Annotated in this window: 19 protein-coding genes; 9 read left to right on the forward strand and 10 right to left on the reverse strand. The window is 71.1% G+C overall.

The genetic code is table 11. From position 1 onward, the window contains the following. The first annotated feature begins 94 nt into the window (after positions 1-94). Both thyX and GT358_RS06655 read left to right on the forward strand, forming a co-directional pair. The gene (gene thyX, locus GT358_RS06650) at positions 95-1,018 is read left to right on the forward strand and encodes an FAD-dependent thymidylate synthase (protein WP_166581813.1); all 924 of its coding nucleotides are present in this window, start codon (positions 95-97) and stop codon (positions 1,016-1,018) included. 60 nt (positions 1,019-1,078) lie between these two features. Further along, complete coding sequence (locus GT358_RS06655) at positions 1,079-1,585, forward strand: MarR family winged helix-turn-helix transcriptional regulator (RefSeq protein WP_166581814.1); 507 nt, start codon at positions 1,079-1,081, stop codon at positions 1,583-1,585. Between the two features lie 214 nt (positions 1,586-1,799). Here the strand turns inward: GT358_RS06655 and groL are convergent, their stop codons facing one another. The 3 genes from groL to GT358_RS16635 form a co-directional block, all read right to left on the reverse strand. Continuing rightward, positions 1,800-3,434, reverse strand: coding sequence for a chaperonin GroEL (gene groL / locus GT358_RS06660; RefSeq protein WP_166581815.1), 1,635 nt, complete (start codon positions 3,432-3,434; stop codon positions 1,800-1,802). Between the two features lie 36 nt (positions 3,435-3,470). Beyond that, the gene (gene groES, locus GT358_RS06665; protein ID WP_166581816.1) at positions 3,471-3,788 is read right to left on the reverse strand and encodes a co-chaperone GroES; all 318 of its coding nucleotides are present in this window, start codon (positions 3,786-3,788) and stop codon (positions 3,471-3,473) included. Positions 3,789-3,992: 204 nt separating this feature from the next. Further along, the gene (locus GT358_RS16635; RefSeq protein WP_166581817.1) at positions 3,993-5,891 is read right to left on the reverse strand and encodes a BON domain-containing protein; all 1,899 of its coding nucleotides are present in this window, start codon (positions 5,889-5,891) and stop codon (positions 3,993-3,995) included. Between the two features lie 742 nt (positions 5,892-6,633). Between GT358_RS16635 and GT358_RS06675 the strand changes: the two genes are divergently transcribed. Genes GT358_RS06675 through GT358_RS06705 form a run of 7 tightly spaced genes read left to right on the forward strand, consistent with a single transcriptional unit; the run spans position 6,634 to position 12,474 of the window. Next, the gene (locus GT358_RS06675) at positions 6,634-7,557 is read left to right on the forward strand and encodes a manganese-dependent inorganic pyrophosphatase (RefSeq protein ID WP_166581818.1); all 924 of its coding nucleotides are present in this window, start codon (positions 6,634-6,636) and stop codon (positions 7,555-7,557) included. Continuing rightward, complete coding sequence (locus GT358_RS06680; RefSeq protein WP_166581819.1) at positions 7,554-8,432, forward strand: TIGR01459 family HAD-type hydrolase; 879 nt, start codon at positions 7,554-7,556, stop codon at positions 8,430-8,432. Before GT358_RS06675 ends, GT358_RS06680 begins: the two co-directional genes overlap by 4 nt. Positions 8,433-8,476: 44 nt before the next feature. Then, entirely contained in the window at positions 8,477-9,400 is a 924-nt protein-coding gene (locus GT358_RS06685) for a bifunctional riboflavin kinase/FAD synthetase (protein ID WP_166582033.1), read from the forward strand. Next, positions 9,393-9,845, forward strand: coding sequence for a YcgN family cysteine cluster protein (locus GT358_RS06690; protein WP_166581820.1), 453 nt, complete (start codon positions 9,393-9,395; stop codon positions 9,843-9,845). Before GT358_RS06685 ends, GT358_RS06690 begins: the two co-directional genes overlap by 8 nt. Further along, complete coding sequence (locus GT358_RS06695) at positions 9,842-10,888, forward strand: low specificity L-threonine aldolase (RefSeq protein ID WP_166581821.1); 1,047 nt, start codon at positions 9,842-9,844, stop codon at positions 10,886-10,888. Before GT358_RS06690 ends, GT358_RS06695 begins: the two co-directional genes overlap by 4 nt. A 30-nt stretch (positions 10,889-10,918) precedes the next feature. Then, positions 10,919-11,938: a ribose-phosphate pyrophosphokinase gene (locus tag GT358_RS06700; protein ID WP_166581822.1), complete on the forward strand. Its 1,020-nt coding sequence runs from the start codon at positions 10,919-10,921 to the stop codon at positions 11,936-11,938. Between the two features lie 5 nt (positions 11,939-11,943). Next, entirely contained in the window at positions 11,944-12,474 is a 531-nt protein-coding gene (locus tag GT358_RS06705; RefSeq protein ID WP_166581823.1) for a DUF6653 family protein, read from the forward strand. Here GT358_RS06705 and GT358_RS06710 read toward each other — a convergent pair. From GT358_RS06710 to GT358_RS06740, 7 genes are all read right to left on the reverse strand, one after another. Continuing rightward, entirely contained in the window at positions 12,471-12,821 is a 351-nt protein-coding gene (locus tag GT358_RS06710) for an H-type lectin domain-containing protein (protein ID WP_166581824.1), read from the reverse strand. The genes GT358_RS06705 and GT358_RS06710 overlap by 4 nt on opposite strands. Positions 12,822-12,920: 99 nt before the next feature. Beyond that, positions 12,921-13,367: a F0F1 ATP synthase subunit epsilon gene (locus GT358_RS06715; RefSeq protein WP_166582034.1), complete on the reverse strand. Its 447-nt coding sequence runs from the start codon at positions 13,365-13,367 to the stop codon at positions 12,921-12,923. Positions 13,368-13,377: 10 nt separating this feature from the next. Continuing rightward, the gene (atpD, locus tag GT358_RS06720; protein ID WP_166581825.1) at positions 13,378-14,820 is read right to left on the reverse strand and encodes a F0F1 ATP synthase subunit beta; all 1,443 of its coding nucleotides are present in this window, start codon (positions 14,818-14,820) and stop codon (positions 13,378-13,380) included. 66 nt (positions 14,821-14,886) lie between these two features. Continuing rightward, positions 14,887-15,756, reverse strand: coding sequence for a F0F1 ATP synthase subunit gamma (locus tag GT358_RS06725; protein WP_166581826.1), 870 nt, complete (start codon positions 15,754-15,756; stop codon positions 14,887-14,889). Positions 15,757-15,781: 25 nt separating this feature from the next. Further along, the gene (gene atpA / locus GT358_RS06730) at positions 15,782-17,320 is read right to left on the reverse strand and encodes a F0F1 ATP synthase subunit alpha (protein WP_166581827.1); all 1,539 of its coding nucleotides are present in this window, start codon (positions 17,318-17,320) and stop codon (positions 15,782-15,784) included. Position 17,321: 1 nt separating this feature from the next. Beyond that, a complete protein-coding gene (locus tag GT358_RS06735) occupies positions 17,322-17,882 on the reverse strand; it encodes a F0F1 ATP synthase subunit delta (RefSeq protein ID WP_166581828.1) in 561 nt (186 codons plus the stop codon). Positions 17,883-17,994: 112 nt separating this feature from the next. Further along, positions 17,995-18,828: a class I SAM-dependent methyltransferase gene (locus GT358_RS06740; RefSeq protein WP_243730742.1), complete on the reverse strand. Its 834-nt coding sequence runs from the start codon at positions 18,826-18,828 to the stop codon at positions 17,995-17,997.

Here is an 18,828-nt window from a genome sequence, read left to right on the forward strand (position 1 = left end):
CCGCGGCACCACGGCAGCGCCGGGCCCGGTCGCGGGGCCTCGCCTCTGCCGGTCCGGCCGCTACACTCGCCCGGCCCAGAGAAGGGACCGCCCCATGCCCCTGACCCCCGAGCAGCAGGCCGAATCGGACGCCCTGCGCCGCGAGAGCCGCCCGACGCTCCGCCCCGTCTCGCCGGGGATGGAGGCGCGGCTGCACGTCCCCGTCCCCGTGCTCGACCACGGCTTCGTGCGGGTGGTGGACTACATGGGCGACGATTCGGCCGTGGTGCAGGCCGCGCGCGTCTCCTACGGCAAGGGGACCCGCTCGGTCTCGAGCGACGAGGGGCTGATCCGCTACCTGATGCGCCACGCGCATTCCACCCCCTTCGAGATGTGCGAGATCAAGCTCCATGTGAAGCTGCCCGTCTTCGTGGCGCGCCAGTGGATCAGGCACCGCACGGCCTCGGTCAACGAGTATTCCGCGCGCTATTCCGTCCTCGACCGCGAGTTCTACATTCCCGCGCCCGAGCATCTCGCGGCCCAGTCGGCCACCAACAACCAGGGCCGCGGCGCGGCGCTGGGCGCCGAGGAGGCCGCGCGCGTCCTCGCCTGGCTGCGCGAGGATGCCGCCCGCGCCTACGGCCATTACGAGGCGATGATCGCGACCGAGGGCCAGCAGGGCCTCGCGCGGGAGCTCGCGCGGATGGACCTGCCGATGAACGTCTATACCCAGTGGTACTGGAAGGCGAACCTGCACAACCTGCTCCACTTCCTCCGGCTGCGCATGGACCCCCATGCCCAGTGGGAGATCCGCGTCTATGCCGAGGCGATCGCGGGCCTCGTGCGCGACTGGGTGCCGCTCACCTGGCGCGCCTTCGAGGACTGGCGCCTCGGCGCCGTCACCCTGTCGGCGCAGGGGGTCGAGGTCCTCCGCCGCCGCCTGCGCGGCGAACGGGTGACGGAGGCGGATTCGGGCATGTCGCGCGGCGAATGGCGCGAATTCGTGGCCCTCTGGGGCGGGGACGAGCCGGGCCGTTAACGCTTTATTGGGAGTTCGGGACGCAAGGTGGCGGACAGCGAATCGCCACCGGAACCCGCCATGACCCTCCGCACCCCCCTCGATCCGGGCCCCGCCCTCCGCGACGCGGCCCTTCTGGCCCGCTATCTCGACGCGCTCAACCTGGTGGAGCGGCTCCACCGCCGCCTGCTCGACACCATCAAGGACGAGTTCGAGCGTCTGGCCATCCGCGACGTCAACCCCGTCCAGGCCCTGCTGCTCTTCAACCTCGCCGATGCCGAGGTGTCGGCGGGCGAATTGCGCTCGCGCGGCTGCTACCAGGGCAGCAATGTCAGCTACAACCTGCGCAAGCTTGTGGATCTGGGCTATCTGCACCACCAGCGGTCCGAGATCGACCGCCGCTCCGTGCGCGTGCGGCTCACGGACAAGGGCCGCCGGATGCGCGACGTGGTGGCGCGCCTGTTCGCGACCCAGGCCGAGGGGATCGCGGCGCGCGGCATCCTCGATCTCTCCTCGCTCGAGGAGATCGTGCACGCGCTGCGCCGGCTCGAGCGCTACTGGTCGGACCGCATCCGCTACATCTACTAGGCCGACCGGTCCGGTTAACGGCCGTTAAGGAAGTTTTCCCAGGCCCGACAGGTGCTTGCGCCGGCTGCGCAACGCGCGGTGCCGCAAGGATGCGTTAACCTTTCCCGGCGAGGATGGGCGGGAAAGGAGAACCGCCATGACCGCACCCGCCATCCTGCCGACGAAAAGGGCGCCCCGAAGGGCGCCCTCCCGTCGTGCCGTCCGGCGGGGACGATCAGAAGTCGCCCATCCCGCCCATGCCGCCGGCCGGCGCGGCGGCCTTCTCGTCCTTGGGCTTGTCGGCCACCATCGCCTCGGTGGTGATGAGCAGGCCCGCCACGGACGCGGCATCCTCCAGCGCGGTGCGCACGACCTTGGCCGGGTCGATCACGCCGAAGGCGAACAGGTCGCCGTATTCCTCGGTCTGGGCGTTGAAGCCGAAGGACTTGTCCTCGGATTCGCGGATCTTGCCCGCGACCACGGCCCCGTCCACGCCCGCATTCTCGGCGATCTGGCGCAGCGGCGCCTCGAGCGCGCGGCGCACGATCTGGATGCCGGCATCCTGGTCGGGGTTGGCGCCCTTGAGGTCGGCCAGCGTCTTGGCCGCCTGCACCAGCGCCACGCCGCCGCCCACCACGATGCCTTCCTGCACCGCGGCGCGGGTGGCGTTGAGCGCGTCGTCCACGCGGTCCTTGCGCTCCTTGACCTCGATCTCGGTCATGCCGCCCACGCGGATCACGGCCACGCCGCCGGCCAGCTTGGCGACCCGCTCCTGCAGCTTCTCGCGGTCGTAGTCGCTGGTCGTCTCCTCGATCTGGGCGCGGATCTGGGCCACGCGGGCCTCGATCTCGGACTTGTCGCCGGCGCCGTCGATGATCGTGGTGTCATCCTTCTTGATGACGATCTTCTTGGCGCGGCCCAGCATGTCGAGGCCGACATTCTCGAGCTTCATGCCCAGGTCCTCGCTGATGACCTGACCGGCGGTCAGGATCGCGATGTCCTGCAGCATGGCCTTGCGGCGGTCGCCGAAGCCCGGCGCCTTGACGGCCGCGACCTTGAGGCCGCCGCGCAGCTTGTTGACCACGAGCGTGGCCAGCGCCTCGCCCTCGACATCCTCGGCGATGATGAGCAGCGGCTTCTGCGACTGGATGACGGCCTCGAGCAGCGGGACCATCGGCTGGAGCGAGGACAGCTTCTTCTCGTGGATGAGGATCAGCGCATCCTCGAGTTCGGCCGTCATCTTCTCGGCATTGGTGACGAAGTAGGGGCTGAGGTAGCCGCGGTCGAACTGCATCCCCTCGACCACTTCCACCTCGGTCTCGAGGCCCTTGTTCTCCTCGACCGTGATGACGCCCTCGTTGCCGACCTTCTGCATCGCGTCGGCGATGAAGCGGCCGATCTGGGCCTCGCCGTTGGCCGAGATGGTGCCGACCTGGGCGACCTCGTCGCTGTCCTTCACGGGGCGCGAGGCGGCCTTGATGGCCTCGACGGCCTTGGAGGTGGCCAGGTCGATCCCGCGCTTGACGTCCATCGGGTTCATGCCGGCCGCGACGGCCTTCATGCCCTCGAGGACGATCGCCTGGGCGAGGACGGTGGCGGTGGTGGTGCCGTCGCCCGCCTCGTCATTGGTGCGGGAGGCGACCTCCTTCACCATCTGGGCGCCCATGTTCTCGAACTTGTCCTCGAGCTCGATCTCCTTGGCGACGGTGACGCCGTCCTTGGTGATCCGGGGGGCGCCGAACGACTTCTCGATCACCACGTTGCGGCCCTTGGGACCGAGCGTGACCTTGACGGCGTTGGCGAGCGTGTTGACGCCGCGCAGCATGCGGCTGCGCGCGTCGCTGTCGAACTTGACGTCCTTGGCGGCCATCTTGGGCTGTCTCCTCGGGTGTCAGGGTTGAAGCAATCAGGCGGCTTTGGCGGCCGAGCCGGTGGTCTCGACGATGCCGAGGATGTCGCTCTCCTTCATGATGAGCATCTCCTCGCCGTCGAGCGTCACTTCCGTGCCGGACCACTTGCCGAACAGGATGCGGTCGCCGGGCTTGACGGAGGGCGCGATCAGCTCGCCCGAATCCTTGCGGGCGCCCTCGCCCACGGCGATCACCTCGCCTTCGGCGGGCTTCTCCTTGGCGGAATCGGGGATGATGAGACCCCCCTTGGTCTTCTCTTCGCTTTGCACGCGGCGCACGAGCACGCGGTCATGGAGCGGCTTGAACGAGGCCATTGCAGGGCTCCTGGCGTTCGGTTGTCCTATCCGTCGAGCTGTTGGCACTCTCCCTCGGTGAGTGCCAGCGCCGGCGAGATAGGAAAGCCCCGCTCCCTTGTCAACGCCCCGCAAGCCCCGCGGCCGACCCCCGGCGCGGCCTGTCCGAACGCGAACCGGCCGCCCGAAGGCGGCCGGCGTGGCGGGATCGGACGGGGCGGCCGGTCAGCCGCGCGACCGGCCCTGGCTGCCCGAGGACCCGGACTCGCTTCCGGTCTGACCGGTCGCCGTGCCCATCCCCATCGTGGAGGCCGAGGTGGACGAGGAGGGAGAGCCCATGGAGCCCGAGGCGCTCGACCACTGCTCCTGCACGCGCAGGTTGTTCTGGACGTGCTTGACCCCCGACACGTCGTCGGCCGCGTCCTCGGCCCGGCGCTTGGCCCAGCGCGAATCCACCGTGCCCGACAGGGTCACCTCGCCGTCCTTGACCGAGACGGTGATCTCCGAGGCGTCGATGCCGCATTGCGACAGCCGCTCGTTCACGTCCTCCTCGATCCGGGCATCCGAGCGGGTGTAGTTCTTGGGCCCGCGCCCGCGGAAGACCTGACGGCCGCCGTCACGGTCCTGGCCGAAGCCCAGCATGGAGCCGATCGCTCCGATCAGGCCGCCGCCCTGGCCCTGGCTGCCCTGACCCTGGCCACCCTGACCCCAGCCCGGCCCGGCCTGACCCCAGCCGCCCTGCTGGCCCATGGCCCCGCTGAACTGGCTGTGCTGGCCCTGGCCGCCCATGGACGACCCGCCCCAGTGACCGCCCTGGCTGCCGGACCCGTAGCCGCCCCCCTGGGACTGGCCGTAGCCGCCCTGTCCGTAGCCGCCCTGGCCCATGCCGTAGCCGCCCTGATGGGACTGGCCCCAGCCGCCCTGGCCGCCCATGGACGACCCGCCCCAGTGACCGCCCTGGCTGCCGGACCCGTAGCCGCCCCCCTGGGACTGGCCGTAGCCGCCCTGTCCGTAGCCGCCCTGGCCCATGCCGTAGCCGCCCTGATGGGACTGGCCCCAGCCGCCCTGGCCGCCCATGGACGACCCGCCCCAGTGACCGCCCTGGCTGCCGGACCCGTAGCCGCCCCCCTGGGACTGGCCGTAGCCGCCCTGTCCGTAGCCGCCCTGGCCCATGCCGTAGCCGCCCTGATGGGACTGGCCCCAGCCGCCCTGGCCGCCCATGGACGACCCGCCCCAGTGACCGCCCTGGCTGCCGGACCCGTAGCCGCCCCCCTGGGACTGGCCGTAGCCGCCCTGACCATAGCCGCCCTGGCCGTAGCCCCCGGAGCTTCCGCCCTGGAACGACTGCCCTTGGCCGCCCTGACCATAGCCGCCCTGGCCCATGCCGTAGCCGCCCTGATGGAACTGGCCCCAGCCGCCCTGGCCGCCCATGGACGACCCGCCCCAGCGACCGCCCTGGCTGCCGGACCCGTAGCCGCCCCCCTGGGACTGGCCGGAGCCGCCCTGACCATAGCCGCCCTGGCCGCCCGTGGACGAGCCGCCCCAGCCGCCCTCCTGGCCGCCGGAGCCGTAGCCGCCCTGATGCGACTGGCCCCAGCCGCCCTGACCATAGCCGCCCTGGCCGTAGCCGCCCTGGCCGTAGCCGCCCTGACCATAGCCGCCCTGGCCGTAGCCCCCGGAGCTTCCGCCCTGGAACGACTGCCCTTGGCCGCCCTGACCATAGCCGCCCTGGCCCATGCCGTAGCCGCCCTGATGGAACTGGCCCCAGCCGCCCTGGCCGCCCATGGACGAGCCGCCCCAGCCGCCCTCCTGTCCGCCGGAGCCGTAGCCGCCCTGGCCCATGCCGTAGCCGCCCTGGCCCATGCCGTAGCCGCCCTGGCCCATGCCATAGCCGCCGGACTGGCCCGCCTGGGACGACTGGCCCCAGCCGCCGCCCATGCCGCCCTGGCCGTAGCCGCCCTGGCCCTGACCGCCTTGATAGGTCTGACCGGCCGAGCCGCCTCCCTGGAAGCCCTGGTTCTGCGCGCCGTAGCTGCCGCCCTGCCAGCGCTCGTCGCGCCAGCCTTCGTTGTCCCGCTGCGGACCGCTGCCGTAGCGACGGTCGTCATCCCGGTAGTTCGCCATTCTTTCCTCCTCAAACGGCAACCCGGCCCTGGCGTCGCGCCTCCCGCGGGCACCAGGGTCGACAGGGGAAAAACGCCCGGTCCGCAGCGCCGTTCCGGCCCCGGCACGGGGCCCCGGCGGTGCTCGGCGCGCTTCCGCCTGTGGCGCGCACGCCACCGCGGCGTGGCGCGGTCGCCTCACTCTTGCGTGAGGTTTGCCCCTCTGCTAGGCACCCCTCCGTGGCGGATCGGCCCGCCATCCGGAAGGAGGCTGCGTCATGACGGAGGTGCTTTCCACGCCCGCCTGCTGAGGCAGGCGCCCGCAGCCCCGGGGACGCCATGGCCGCGTCCCGCTTCCTGTCCTCCGTGCCCGACCGATGCGCCCTGCGCCCTCGGGCCGGATTGTCCAAGGCTCTGCCATGTACCTGCCCCTGCTTCCGGCCGGTTCCCGGCCCGGCTCCGACCCGTCCCCGGGGCCGGACCGGCCCGCCCGCCGCACCCGGCCCGAACGTCTGCGGATCGAGCCCGTCCCCCCGACCGAGCCTGCGCCGGACGCCCTGCGGCGCGCGCTGCCCGTCCCGCAGGCGCCGTCTGCGGCCACGCGTCCCTGGGCGCGCCGGCTGAGGGCGCTGCTCCGGTTCCGTGCCCCGGCCTGAGGGGAGCGTGCCGTCCCGCCCGCGCGCGGGAGTCCCCGCGTGGACAAGCGCCCTGCCCCCCGCTAAGGAGCGGGCCGAGATCACGGACCCGGCTTCAGGACCTTCCGCATGACCACCTTCGTCTTCGGCCACAAGTCGCCCGACACCGACTCGACGGCGTCCGCCATCGTCTGGGCCTGGCATCTCGGCCGGACGGGCGAGACGGCGGAGGCCCGGCTGCTGGGCGAGCCCAACACGGAGGCGGCCTTCGTCCTGGAGCATTGGGGCTTCGAGCGCCCGGCCCTGCTCGATCACCTCGAGCCGGGGCAGAAGGTGGTGATCGTGGATACCAACAACATCGCCGAACTGCCCGAGACGATCAACGACGCGGACATCCGGGCGATCATCGACCACCACAAGCTCGTCCCCGGCCTCGAGACCAGGGGACCGATCGACGTCACGATCCGCCCGCTCGCCTGCACGGCCACCATCCTGTGGGACCTGATGGGCGAGGAGGCGGCCGCGGCGGCGCCCGAGGGGATCAAGGGTCTCGCGCTATCCTGCATCCTGTCGGACACGCTGGCCTTCCGCTCGCCCACCACGACGCCGCGGGACCGGGCGCTGGCCGAGCGGCTGGCCGGGGAACTGGGCGTGGACATCCCCGGCTATTCCTCGAAGATGTTCGCGGCGAAGTCGGACGTGTCGCGCTTCTCCGCGGCCGAGCTGCTGCGCATGGACTCCAAGGAATATACCGTGGACGGCGTGGATTTCCGCGTCTCCGTGCTCGAGACCGTCTCGCCGGAGGCGATCCTGGCACGCAAGGCCGAACTGGTGGCGGCCATGCCCAAGGTCGCGCTGGAGGACGGCGCGCAATACGTGCTGCTCTTCGTGGTGGACATCCTGCGCGAGGAGGCGACAATGCTGGTGCCCGACGACCTGTCCCGCACGGTGGCCGAGAAGACCTTCGGCGTCAGGGTGGAGGGCGACACGGTCGTTCTGCCCGGCATCATGTCGCGCAAGAAGCAGATCATCCCGGCGCTGAAGGTCCGGTGACCCGCCTGATCGCCTCCTTCGCCGAGGTTGCGGGGCGCTACGAGGCCGCCTTCGTGGACCTGTGGGGCTGCATGCATGACGGGCTGCGCGCCTTCCCCGAGGCGGTGGCCGCGATGCAGGCCTTTCGCCGGCGCGGCGGCCGCGTCGCACTCGTGACGAACTCGCCCCGGCCCCGGCAGGGGGTGGAGGCGCAGATCGCCGCCTTCGGCATCCCGCGCGACGCTTGGGACGTGATCGCCACCTCGGGCGATGCAGCCCGGGTCGCGCTGTTCGAGGGGCGGGTGGGCCGCCGCGTCTGGTTCATGGGCGAGGCGCGCGACCGCACCTTTCTCGAGCCGCCCCATATCGTGACGGACCCGCTGCGAATCGAGACGGTCCCCCTGGAGGAGGCCGAGGGGATCGTCTGCTGCGCCCCGTTCGACCCGCATGCCGATCCCGACACGCTGCGCCCCCGGCTGGAGGCCGCACGGCTGCGCGACCTGCCGCTGCTCTGCGCCAATCCCGACATCGTCGTGGATCGCGGCGAGGTGCGCGAATGGTGCGCGGGGGCCGTGGCACGTCTCTACGAGGAGATGGGCGGCCGGGCGCTTTATTTCGGCAAGCCCCATGCGCCGATCTACGACCTGGCGCGCCGTCGCCTTGCCGCCAGCGGCCCCCTGCCCCCCGACAGCCGGATCGTCGCCATCGGGGACGGGATCGGAACGGACATCCGCGGCGCGATCGATCAGGGGCTCGACAGCATTCTCGTGACCGGAGGGCTGGCCGCGCAGGAAACCCGGACGCCCCGGGGGGGCCAGCCCGAAGCGGAGGCCCTCGCCGCCTATGCGCAGATGCAGGGGCTCTCGGCGACCTATGCCATGGGATTTCTGCGCTGAGCGGCCGGTTGCCGCCCGCCCTTGCCGCAGGTAACCAGCACGTCATGCGCATCCTCCGCGACCCCGTGGCCCCGCCGGACGCCCGTGGCGCCTCAGCGGCGCTCGGCAATTTCGACGGGGTCCATCTGGGGCATCAGGCAGTGCTCGACCTCGCGCGCGGACGGGGCGCCCCCCTGGGCGTGGTCACGTTCGAGCCCCATCCGCGCGAGGTGTTCCAGCCCGACGGCCCCCCTTTCCGGCTGATGAACGCGCAGGCCCGGGCGCATCGCTTCGCCCTGCTCGGGGTGGATCTGCTCTACGAATTGCCCTTCGACCGCGCGCTGGCGAGCCTGTCCCCGGCGGCCTTCGTCCGGGACGTTCTCGTGCGGGGGCTCGGCCTTGCGCATGTGGTGGTCGGCGCCGACTTTCGCTTTGGCCGCGGCCGCAGCGGCGATGCCGGGACGCTGCGGCGTCTGGCCGAGGCGGAGGGGATGGCGGTCACGGTCGCGCCGCTGGTGGCGCTGGGCGGGGTCGAGGTCTCCTCGACGGCGATCCGCCAGGCCCTGAGCGAGGGCCGCCCCCGCGACGCGGCCCGCATGCTCGGCCACTGGCACCGCATCGAAGGACCCGTCCTGCACGGGGAGAAGCGGGGCCGCACGCTCGGCTATCCGACGGCCAACCTGTCGCTCGAGCGCCTGCATCCGCCCCGCTTCGGCGTCTATGCCGTCAAGGCCGATGTGCTCGACGGTCCCCATCGCGGCAGCTACAGGGGCGCCGCCTCGATCGGGGTGCGGCCGATGTTCGGGGGGGCCGTGCCCAATTGCGAGACGTTCCTGTTCGACTTCTCGGGCGACCTCTACGGGGCCACTTTGTCGGTCGCCCTCGTGGAATGGCTCCGCCCCGAGCAGGTGTTCGACGGCCTGCCGGCGCTGATCTCCCAGATGGATGCGGATTGCGCCCGCGCCCGGGACGTGCTCGCCCATGCCTGAGCTGCGCCCGCACTTCTGGGAGTTGCCGATCACGGACCTGTCCCCGGACGAGTGGGAGGCGCTCTGCGACGGGTGCGGCAAGTGCTGCCTCAACAAGCTCGAGGACGAGGACACGGGGGAGGTCGCGCTCACGCGGATCGCCTGCCGGCTGCTCGACTGCGAGACCTGCCTGTGCCGGTCCTACCCGGACCGCCGCCGCCATGTGCCCGAATGCGTCGCCATGACGCCCGAATCGATCCCGCGCAACCTCTACTGGCTGCCGCGAACCTGCGCCTATCGCCTGCGCCATCTCGGCCTGCCGCTGCCCGACTGGCACCCGCTGCTGACCGGTGACCGGGACAGCGTGCACCGGGCGGGCGTCTCGGTCCGGGGCTTCGCGATTCCGGAGACGTCCGTGGCCGATGACGAGTGGGAGGATCACATCATCCGGGAGCCCGGCACATGAATCTCGACTTCGCCTCGGACAATGCAGGCCCGGTCCATCCCAAGGTCTTGGAGGCCATGATCCGGGCCAACGACGGGCCAGCCCGGGCCTATGGCGAGGATGGCTGGACCCTCCGCGCCTGCGAGGCGCTGCGCGAGGTGCTGGAAGCGCCCGAGGCTGCCGTGCATCTGGTGACGACCGGCACGGCCGCCAACGCGCTCTGCCTTGCGCTGCTCGCGCGGCCCTGGGATGCCGTGTTCTGCACGGATGTCGCCCATGTCCACGAGGACGAGTGCAACGCGCCCGAGATGTTCACGGGCGGCGCGAAGCTCCTCCCCCTGCCGGCGCCCGAGGCCAAGCTCGATCCCGCTGCCCTGGAGCGGGCGCTCGGGGCGCTCGGCTCGGTCCACGGGCCGCAGAAGGGGCCTGTCACGATCGCCCAGGCCACCGAGCGCGGAAACGTCTATCGGCCGCAGGAGGTGGAAGCGATCGCCCGGATCGCCCGGGCGGCCGGCGTGCGGCTGCACATGGACGGCACGCGGCTGGCCAATGCGCTGGTTCAGCTGGGCTGCGCGCCCGCCGCGACGACCTGGCGCGCGGGGGTGACCGCTCTCTCCTTCGGGGGCACCAAGAACGGTCTGATGGGGGCGGAGGCGGTGGTCCTGTTCGATCCGGCCCTGTCCCGGGAAGCCGAGCTGCGGCGCAAGCGGGCAGGCCATCTCGTCAGCAAGCACCGGTTCCTGGCCGCGCAGATGCTGGCCTATCTGGAAGGCGGTCTGTGGCTCGAACTGGCGGCGCAGGCCAATGCGGCGGCGGCGCGCCTCCTCAAAGGTCTCGGATTGCTCGGCTGGCCGCCGCTCTGGCCGGTGGAGTCGAATCTCGCCTTTGTGGCAATGCCCCGGCGCGTGCATCGCCGCCTCTTCGCGGCCGGAGCGTCCTATCACCTGTGGGGGCCCGAGACGGGCGACCCCGACGAGCCCGTGCTGTGCCGTCTCGTCTGCGACTGGTCCAAGACCGACGCGGAGGTGGACCGCTTTCTGGAGGTGGCGGCCGGCGCATGCTAGGCGGCCGGCGCAATCGGAGGACTTCCTGTCATGCCCGCCCTGTCCGAGCCCAAGCTGATCGCCGGCAACGCCAATCCGTCGCTCGCCCGCGCCATCGCGCGCCGCATGTCCCTTCATCGCGGCGTCGCCGTCGAGCCGGTCAAGGCGCGGGTCGAGCGGTTCGCCGATCAGGAGATCTTCGTCGAGGTCTTCGAGAACGTCCGGGGCGAGGACATGTTCATCATCCAGCCGACCTCGAACCCGGCCAACGACACGCTGATGGAGCTGCTGATCATCACCGACGCGCTGCGCCGGTCCTCGGCCGCGCGGATCACGGCGGTGATCCCCTATTTCGGCTATGCGCGGCAGGACCGCCGCGCGAAGGCGCGCACGCCGATCAGCGCCAAGCTGGTGGCCAACCTGCTGACGCGGGCTGGGATCGACCGCATCCTGACGCTCGACCTCCATGCGGCGCAGATCCAGGGGTTCTTCGACATCCCCGTGGACAACCTCTATGCCGCGCCGATCTTCGCGCTGGACATCCTGCACCATTTCGACGGGCAGTGCGACGGCATGACGGTGGTGAGCCCGGACGTGGGGGGCGTCGCCCGCGCGCGCGAACTCGCCCAGCGGATCGGCTGCGGGCTGGCCATCGTGGACAAGCGACGCCCCCGGCCCGGCGAGGTGGGCGAGATGACCATCATCGGCGACGTCAAGGACCAGATCTGCGTGATCGTGGACGACATCTGCGACACGGCGGGCACGCTCTGCAAGGCGGCCGAGGTGCTCTGCGAGGCCGGCGCGCGCGAGGTCCACGCCTACATCACCCATGGCGTGCTGTCGGGCCCGGCCGTGGACCGGATCAAGACCAGCCGGATGAAATCGCTGGTCATCACCGACTCGATCGAGCAGGGACAGGCCGTGCGGGAAGCGGGCAACATCCGCATCGTGCCGACCGCGCCGATGTTCGCTCAGGCGATCCTCAACATCTGGCACGGCACGTCCGTGTCGTCGCTGTTCGAGGCCGACAGCCTCGCGCCCATCTACGAAGGCATGTATGCCGGGCGGTGACAGCCATGCGCGTCCTCATGCGGGGGGGCGAGCGGCTGATGGGCATGGACGACGAGACTTGGGCGCGCCACGCGAACCCCTGGTCGGTCTGGACGCGCCTTCTCACCCCGCTGCCGCTCCTCGCGCTCGCCGTCTGGTCGCGGGTCTGGATCGGGACGTGGGCCCTCCTGCCCGTGTCGGCGGCGCTGGCCTGGATCTGGCTCAACCCCCGCCTGTTTCCCCCGCCGGCGCGGCTCGACAGCTGGAGCGCCCGGGGCGTCCTGGGCGAGCGGATCTGGTTGCGCCGTCCCGAGGCGGTGGCGACCCACCACATCGCGCCCGTCCGGGCGCTGACGGTGCTCAGCGCCCTGGGCATGCTGCCCTTCGCCTGGGGTCTCTGGGCGCTTGACCCATGGGCGACGCTGCTCGGGATCGTCATGATCGCGGGCTTCAAGGCCTGGTTCGTGGACCGCATGGCCTGGCTGTGGGACGACTTCGCGCGCGCCGGGGGCACGGTGGCCGACCTGCGCGCCGATGCGCGCGCACCGTCAGCCTAGCCGACCTCCCAATCCTCGTCGTCGCGAACCGGGCCGATGGCCAGCCAGCCGACGCGCACGCGCGCTACGCGCGTATCGCCCCAGGTGCGGAACAGGATCACGAAGCCGTCGCACCGGACGTCGGCGGCCGACACGTCGATGCGGGCATTTGCGCTGTTGGCGACGTCCCACATGGTCAGGGTGACATGGACGGCCGGTTCGCTCCGGAACGGTTCGGCGAAGGTCACGGGGGCCGTCGTCTGCCGGGGGCCCTCCCCCTCCCACATCGCGCCGCCCGTGGCGAAGTCCGAAAAGAGGACGCTCTCGCCCTGGGCGATGCCGATCCGGTAACCGCTGAACCGCTTCATGCCCCCTCCCGCCCCGACACCTTAACGGCGGCGCGGAGCGGGGCCTAGTCATCCGGGCCGTGCAAGACCCGCATTCTCCACAACCTGCGGAGGCGGCGATCAGCCGGGCGCGGGCGCCCGCGAGGGGGCCTGTCCCACGGCGATGCGGTCGCCCACGGCGACCATGTCGGCCAGAAGGCGCGCGGCATCGTCCACCGGCCCCGCGCGGTCGGGGATCGCCTCGGCCGCCGTGAGCGCGGAGCGTGCCTCCTCCACCCAGCGCGCGTGGATCTCGGCCGTCACCTCGCCGCGCGGCAAGGACTGCTCGGCCAGTACGGTGACGCCCGCGCCCGTGATCTCGGCGAAGCCGCCGGTGACGACGAACTCCTCCGTCCCGCCCGCATGGACCACGCGGACGAGGCCGGGGCGCAGCGTGGTGATCACGGGCGCGTGGCCCGGCATCGCCGTCATCTCCCCGTCGGTGGCGGGCAGCAGGACCTCGCGCGCCTCCAGCCCCGCGAGGCGGCGCTCGGGGCTGACGAGGTCGAAGCGGAAGGTGCCGGACATCTCCGCCATGTCAGGCCGCCGCCGCCATGCGCTCGGCCTTGGCGACCGCCTCCTTGATGCCGCCGACCATGTAGAAGGCGGCTTCCGGCAGATGGTCGTACTCGCCCGCGACCACGGCCTTGAAGGAGGCGATCGTCTCCTCGAGGGGGACCTGCACGCCGGGCGATCCGGTGAAGACCTGCGCCACGTCGAAGGGCTGCGACAGGAAGCGCTGGATCTTGCGGGCCCGCGCCACCGTCAGCTTGTCCTCCTCCGACAGCTCGTCCATGCCGAGGATGGCGATGATGTCCTGCAGGCTCTTGTAGCGCTGGAGGATGCCCTGGACCGAGCGGGCGACCTCGTAATGCTCCTGTCCCACGACCTGGGGGTCGAGGATGCGGCTGGTGGAGTCGAGGGGGTCCACGGCCGGGTAGATGCCGAGTTCGGAGATGGCGCGCGACAGCACCGTGGTGGCGTCGAGGTGGGCGAAGGAGGTCGCAGGCGCCGGGTCGGTCAGGTCGTCGGCGGGCACGTAGATGGCCTGAACCGAGGTGATCGAGCCGTTCTTCGTCGAGGTGATGCGCTCCTGCAGGGCACCCATGTCGGTGGCCAGCGTCGGCTGGTAACCCACGGCCGAGGGAATGCGGCCCAGAAGCGCCGACACTTCCGAGCCCGCCTGGGTGAAGCGGAAGATGTTGTCCACGAAGAACAGCACGTCCGTCCCCGAGGCGTCACGGAACTGCTCGGCAATGGTCAGCCCCGTCAGCGCCACGCGCGCGCGGGCGCCGGGCGGTTCGTTCATCTGACCATAGACGAGCGCCACCTTGGACTTCTCGAGGTCGTCCATGTTGATGACGCCCGACTCGATGAACTCGTGGTAGAGGTCGTTGCCCTCGCGGGTCCGTTCGCCGACGCCCGCAAAGACCGAGAAGCCCGAGTGCACCTTGGCGATGTTGTTGATCAGCTCCTGGATGAGCACCGTCTTGCCGACGCCGGCGCCGCCGAACAGGCCGATCTTGCCGCCCTTGGAATAGGGGGCGAGCAGGTCGATCACCTTGATGCCGGTCACGAGGATCTCGGATTCGGTGGACTGGTCCTCGAATTTCGGGGCTTCGGCGTGGATGGGACGGGCCTCGGCCGCGACGACGGGGCCGCGCTCGTCCACGGGCTCGCCGACGACGTTGAGGATGCGGCCCAGCGTGGCAGGCCCCACGGGAACCGAGATAGGGCCGCCCGTATCCGTCACGCGCTGCCCGCGAACCAGCCCCTCGGTCGCGTCCATGGCGATGGTGCGCACCGTGTTCTCGCCCAGGTGCTGCGCCACCTCGAGCACGAGGCGCTTGCCGTTGTTGTCGGTCTCGAGCGCGTTGAGGATCGCGGGCAGGTGCCCGTCGAACTGCACGTCCACCACGGCGCCGATCACCTGGGTGACCTTGCCGGTCGTCGCTCCGCTGTTGCCTGCATCCAGTGCCATGGCGTGTCTCCTGTGCGTCGTCGGGCGGGGCCGCGGCCCCGGTCAGTGCGAGGGGCGCGCAGGGGCCTAGACGGCCTCCGCACCCGAGATGATCTCGATCAGTTCCTTGGTGATCGCGGCCTGGCGGCTGCGGTTGTACTGGATCGTCAGGCGGTCGATCATGTCGCCCGCGTTGCGCGTGGCGTTGTCCATGGCCGTCATGCGCGCCCCTTCTTCCGAGGCGCGGTTCTCCAGCAGGGCCGCAAAGACCTGGGTCGCCACCGCGCGCGGCAGCAGGTCCGCGAGGATGCCCTCTTCCGACGGCTCGTAGTCGTAGAGGGCCGACGGCGCCGCCCCCTCCTCCAGCTCGGCGGGGATGACGCGCTTGCGCGTGGGCACCTGGCTGATGACCGAGCGGAAGCGGTTGAAGTAGATCGTGGCGACGTCGAACTCGCCCGCCTCGAAGCGGCGCAGGATCTCGGCCGCGATCCGCTGGCCCACGGCATAGCCGATGCGCCGCTCGGCCGAGAGGTCCACATGGCCCACGAAGGCCTGTCCCCAGTCGCGGCGCAGGATGTCGCGGCCCTTCTTGCCCACGGTCAGGATCTTGACCGTCTTGCCCTCGCCCTGGAGCTTTTCGGCCTCGTAGCGCGCGAGCCGCGCGATCGAGGAGTTGAACGCCCCGCAGAGGCCGCGCTCCGAGGTCATCACCACAAGGAGGTGGACCTGCTCGCGCCCCGTGCCGCGCAGCAGCAGCGGCGCGTTGTCCGACCCCCTCGCGCCGGCGGCGAGGCCCGCGAGCACGGCGTTGAACCGCTCGGCATAGGGCCGCGAAGCCTCGGCCGCGTCCTGGGCGCGGCGCAGCTTGGCCGCCGCGACCATCTGCATGGCCTTCGTGATCTTCCGCGTGCTCTTGACCGAGGCGATGCGGTTCTTGAGGTCCTTCAGGCTTGGCATCGCCCCGTCCCCTCTGCCGCGCCGCTCAGGCGAAGTCGCGGGCGAAGGCGTCGATGGCGGCGCGGATGCGCGCCTCGGCCTCGCCGGCGATCTTGGGGTCCTCGCGCGTGATCATGTCGAGCACGTCGGGCGCCTTGGTGCGCATGTGGTGCAGAAGCCCCGCCTCGAAGCGGCTCACGTCGCGCACGGGCAGCTTGTCGAGATAGCCCTTGGTGCCCGCATAGATCACCACCACGATCTCGGCATTGGTGAGCGGCGAGTACTGGGGCTGCTTCATCAGCTCGGTCAGGCGGGCGCCGCGGTTCAAGAGCGCCTGCGTCGCGGCGTCGAGATCCGAGCCGAACTGCGCGAAGGCCGCCATCTCGCGGTACTGCGCGAGCTCGAGCTTCACCGGGCCAGCGACCGACTTCATCGCCTTGGTCTGCGCCGAGGAGCCCACGCGGCTCACCGACAGGCCCGTGTTCACCGCCGGGCGGATGCCCTGGTAGAAGAGTTCCGACTCGAGGAAGATCTGCCCGTCGGTGATCGAGATCACGTTGGTCGGGATGTAGGCCGAGATGTCGCCCGCCTGCGTCTCGACGATGGGGAGCGCGGTGAGCGAGCCCGAGCCGTGATCGGCGTTGAGCTTGGCCGACCGCTCGAGCAGCCGCGAGTGGAGATAGAACACGTCGCCCGGATAGGCCTCGCGCCCCGGCGGGCGGCGCAGCAGCAGCGACATCTGGCGATAGGCGACCGCCTGCTTGGACAGGTCGTCGTAGATGATGACCGCGTGCCGGCCGTTGTCGCGGAAGTATTCCGCCATCGCGGTGGCGGCATAGGGCGCAAGGAACTGCATCGGCGCGGGGTCCGAGGCGGTCGCGGCGACCACGATCGTGTAGGCGAAGGCGCCCGATTCCTCGAGCCGCTTGACGAACTGCGCCACGGTCGAGCGCTTCTGGCCGACGGCGCAATAGACGCAGTAGAGCTTCTTGCTCTCGTCGTCGCCGGCGGCGTCGTTGTAACTCTTCTGGTTGAGGATCGTGTCGAGCGCGATGGCGGTCTTGCCGGTCTGGCGGTCGCCGATGATGAGTTCGCGCTGGCCGCGCCCGATGGGGATCATGGCGTCCACGGCCTTGAGGCCGGTCGCCATCGGCTCGTGGACCGACCGACGGGGGATGATGCCCGGCGCCTTGACGTCGGCCACGCGCATCTCGGCGGCCTCGATCGGGCCCTTGCCGTCCAGCGGCTGGCCCAGCGCGTCCACCACCCGGCCCAGCAGCGCGTCGCCCGCGGGCACGGACACGATGGACTGGGTGCGCTTGACCGTGTCGCCTTCCTTGATGTCGCGGTCCGAGCCGAAGATCACGCAGCCCACGTTGTCGGTCTCGAGGTTCAGCGCCATCCCGCGGATGCCGCCCGGAAACTCGACCATCTCGCCGGCCTGGACGTTGTCGAGGCCATAGACGCGGGCGATCCCGTCGCCGACCGAGAGGACGCGCCCCACCTCGGCCACCTCGGCCTCCTGGCCGAAATTCCTGATCTGGTCGCGGAGGATCGCCGAGATCTCGGCCGCCTGGATCGCCATCTTATCCGACCTCTTTCATCATGTTCCCGATCCGGCCCAGCTTGGTGCGGACCGAGGTGTCGATCATGCGCGAGCCCAGCCTGACCACGAGCCCGCCGATCAGCGAGGGGTCCGTGCGCGTGCGCAGCCGCACGGTGCGGCCCTCGGCCTCCGAGAGCGTGGCCGCGAGCCGGCGCTCCTGCTCGGGCGAGAGGGGCTGGGCGGACACGACCTCGGCCGTGATCTCGCCGCGGGACCGGGCGATCAGGGCGCGCAGGGCCGCGACGAACTGGGGCAGGACGAACAGGCGCCGCTTCTGCGCCATCAGGCCCAGCGTGTTGCGCATGACGCGCGACAGGCCCATCCGCTCGGCGATGGCCGCCATGGCCGCGCCCATCTCCTCGCGCCCGATCAGGGGAGAGGCGATGAAGTCGCGGAAGTCGCTGCTCTCCGCCAGGGCTGCCTCCAGCGCCTCGAGATCCGCCTCGACCGCAGGCAGCGTCCCCTCCTCGGTAGCGATGTCGAACACGGCTTGGGCGTAGCGTCCCGCGATCCCGGCTGAAATCGAAGCTGCTTCGGACACGTCCACCCCTTTGCTGCCTTGGCTCGCCGCCGCCGCGCCACCCGGTCGCACCTTATGGCAAAGCGTCCGCCGCAGGGCGAGCCCCGGCGGAGGCGTCCGTTTCGCGGCCCCTCTAGCAGAGGGTTCCGACCCCCGCAACCGCGTCGGACCGCCCGCGGCTGCAGCTTCGCATCCCGGTGTGGCGTCTGTCCCGCCGGGACGCGGACGGGCGCACCCGGGTCGCCGGAACCGGCAGGCCGGAGGGCTGCGGACGCCGCCGCTCGGCCACGGCCAAGCCGCGGGTCGGGGCAGCGACCTGTTTGGCGGCCTCCACCATGAGGACGCCGCCTGCGGCAAAGAGCGGAAGGTGTCGGCCGGCCTTTTCCATCATGCCGCCGACGCGCCGCCAGAACCGGTGCGCCGAAGGCGGCTGGTAGAGCGTGGAAAGCGACCTCTCGACCGCGAAGCGATGCCGCCGCAGCACCACCTCGAGCTGGCCGATCGTGTAGGGGCGACCGTGCCCGAAGGGTGTCGCCTCCGCGCGCGACCACAGGCCGGCACGGTTGGGCACCACGAACAGGGCACGCCCCCCGGGTCCGAGCACGCGCCAGCACTCCTCGAGCAGCGCATCCGGGTTCTCGCTGCCTTCGAGGCCGTGCATCACCACCAGGCGATCGACGAACCCCGTCGCCAGGGGCCACAGCGTCTCCTCGCAGAGCAGGGCGACATTGCCCGCACCGGGGGGCCATGGCGTCACCCCCTGCGGCCCCGGCATCAGCGCCAGGACCCGGCGTGCCTCGGAGAGGTAGGGCCGCAGGAGGGGAAGGGCGAAGCCGTAGCCGGCCACGGTCTGGCCGCGGGCCTCGGGCCAGAGCGCCTGGGCCTCGGCCCGCAGGATCCGCTGGGCGGCCCGGCCGAGCGGAGAGCGGTAATAGAAGTCGCGCAACTCCTGGACGTCGAGATGCAT

Origin of the sequence: Rubellimicrobium sp. CFH 75288 (assembly GCF_009904055.1) — a bacterium.
In the GTDB taxonomy this organism is placed as follows: Bacteria; Pseudomonadota; Alphaproteobacteria; order Rhodobacterales; family Rhodobacteraceae; genus Rubellimicrobium.

Bases quoted from the DNA above. Each gene is read 5' to 3' on its own strand.
- thyX (WP_166581813.1), top strand. From the start codon at position 95: ATGCCCCTGACCCCCGAGCAGCAGGCCGAATCGGACGCCCTGCGCCGC.
- GT358_RS06655 (WP_166581814.1), top strand. From the start codon at position 1,079: ATGACCCTCCGCACCCCCCTCGATCCGGGCCCCGCCCTCCGCGACGCG.
- groL (WP_166581815.1), bottom strand. From the start codon at position 3,434: ATGGCCGCCAAGGACGTCAAGTTCGACAGCGACGCGCGCAGCCGCATG.
- groES (WP_166581816.1), bottom strand. From the start codon at position 3,788: ATGGCCTCGTTCAAGCCGCTCCATGACCGCGTGCTCGTGCGCCGCGTG.
- GT358_RS16635 (WP_166581817.1), bottom strand. From the start codon at position 5,891: ATGGCGAACTACCGGGATGACGACCGTCGCTACGGCAGCGGTCCGCAG.
- GT358_RS06675 (WP_166581818.1), top strand. From the start codon at position 6,634: ATGACCACCTTCGTCTTCGGCCACAAGTCGCCCGACACCGACTCGACG.
- GT358_RS06685 (WP_166582033.1), top strand. From the start codon at position 8,477: ATGCGCATCCTCCGCGACCCCGTGGCCCCGCCGGACGCCCGTGGCGCC.
- GT358_RS06690 (WP_166581820.1), top strand. From the start codon at position 9,393: ATGCCTGAGCTGCGCCCGCACTTCTGGGAGTTGCCGATCACGGACCTG.
- GT358_RS06695 (WP_166581821.1), top strand. From the start codon at position 9,842: ATGAATCTCGACTTCGCCTCGGACAATGCAGGCCCGGTCCATCCCAAG.
- GT358_RS06700 (WP_166581822.1), top strand. From the start codon at position 10,919: ATGCCCGCCCTGTCCGAGCCCAAGCTGATCGCCGGCAACGCCAATCCG.
- GT358_RS06705 (WP_166581823.1), top strand. From the start codon at position 11,944: ATGCGCGTCCTCATGCGGGGGGGCGAGCGGCTGATGGGCATGGACGAC.
- GT358_RS06710 (WP_166581824.1), bottom strand. From the start codon at position 12,821: ATGAAGCGGTTCAGCGGTTACCGGATCGGCATCGCCCAGGGCGAGAGC.
- GT358_RS06715 (WP_166582034.1), bottom strand. From the start codon at position 13,367: ATGTCCGGCACCTTCCGCTTCGACCTCGTCAGCCCCGAGCGCCGCCTC.
- atpD (WP_166581825.1), bottom strand. From the start codon at position 14,820: ATGGCACTGGATGCAGGCAACAGCGGAGCGACGACCGGCAAGGTCACC.
- GT358_RS06725 (WP_166581826.1), bottom strand. From the start codon at position 15,756: ATGCCAAGCCTGAAGGACCTCAAGAACCGCATCGCCTCGGTCAAGAGC.
- atpA (WP_166581827.1), bottom strand. From the start codon at position 17,320: ATGGCGATCCAGGCGGCCGAGATCTCGGCGATCCTCCGCGACCAGATC.
- GT358_RS06740 (WP_243730742.1), bottom strand. From the start codon at position 18,828: ATGCATCTCGACGTCCAGGAGTTGCGCGACTTCTATTACCGCTCTCCG.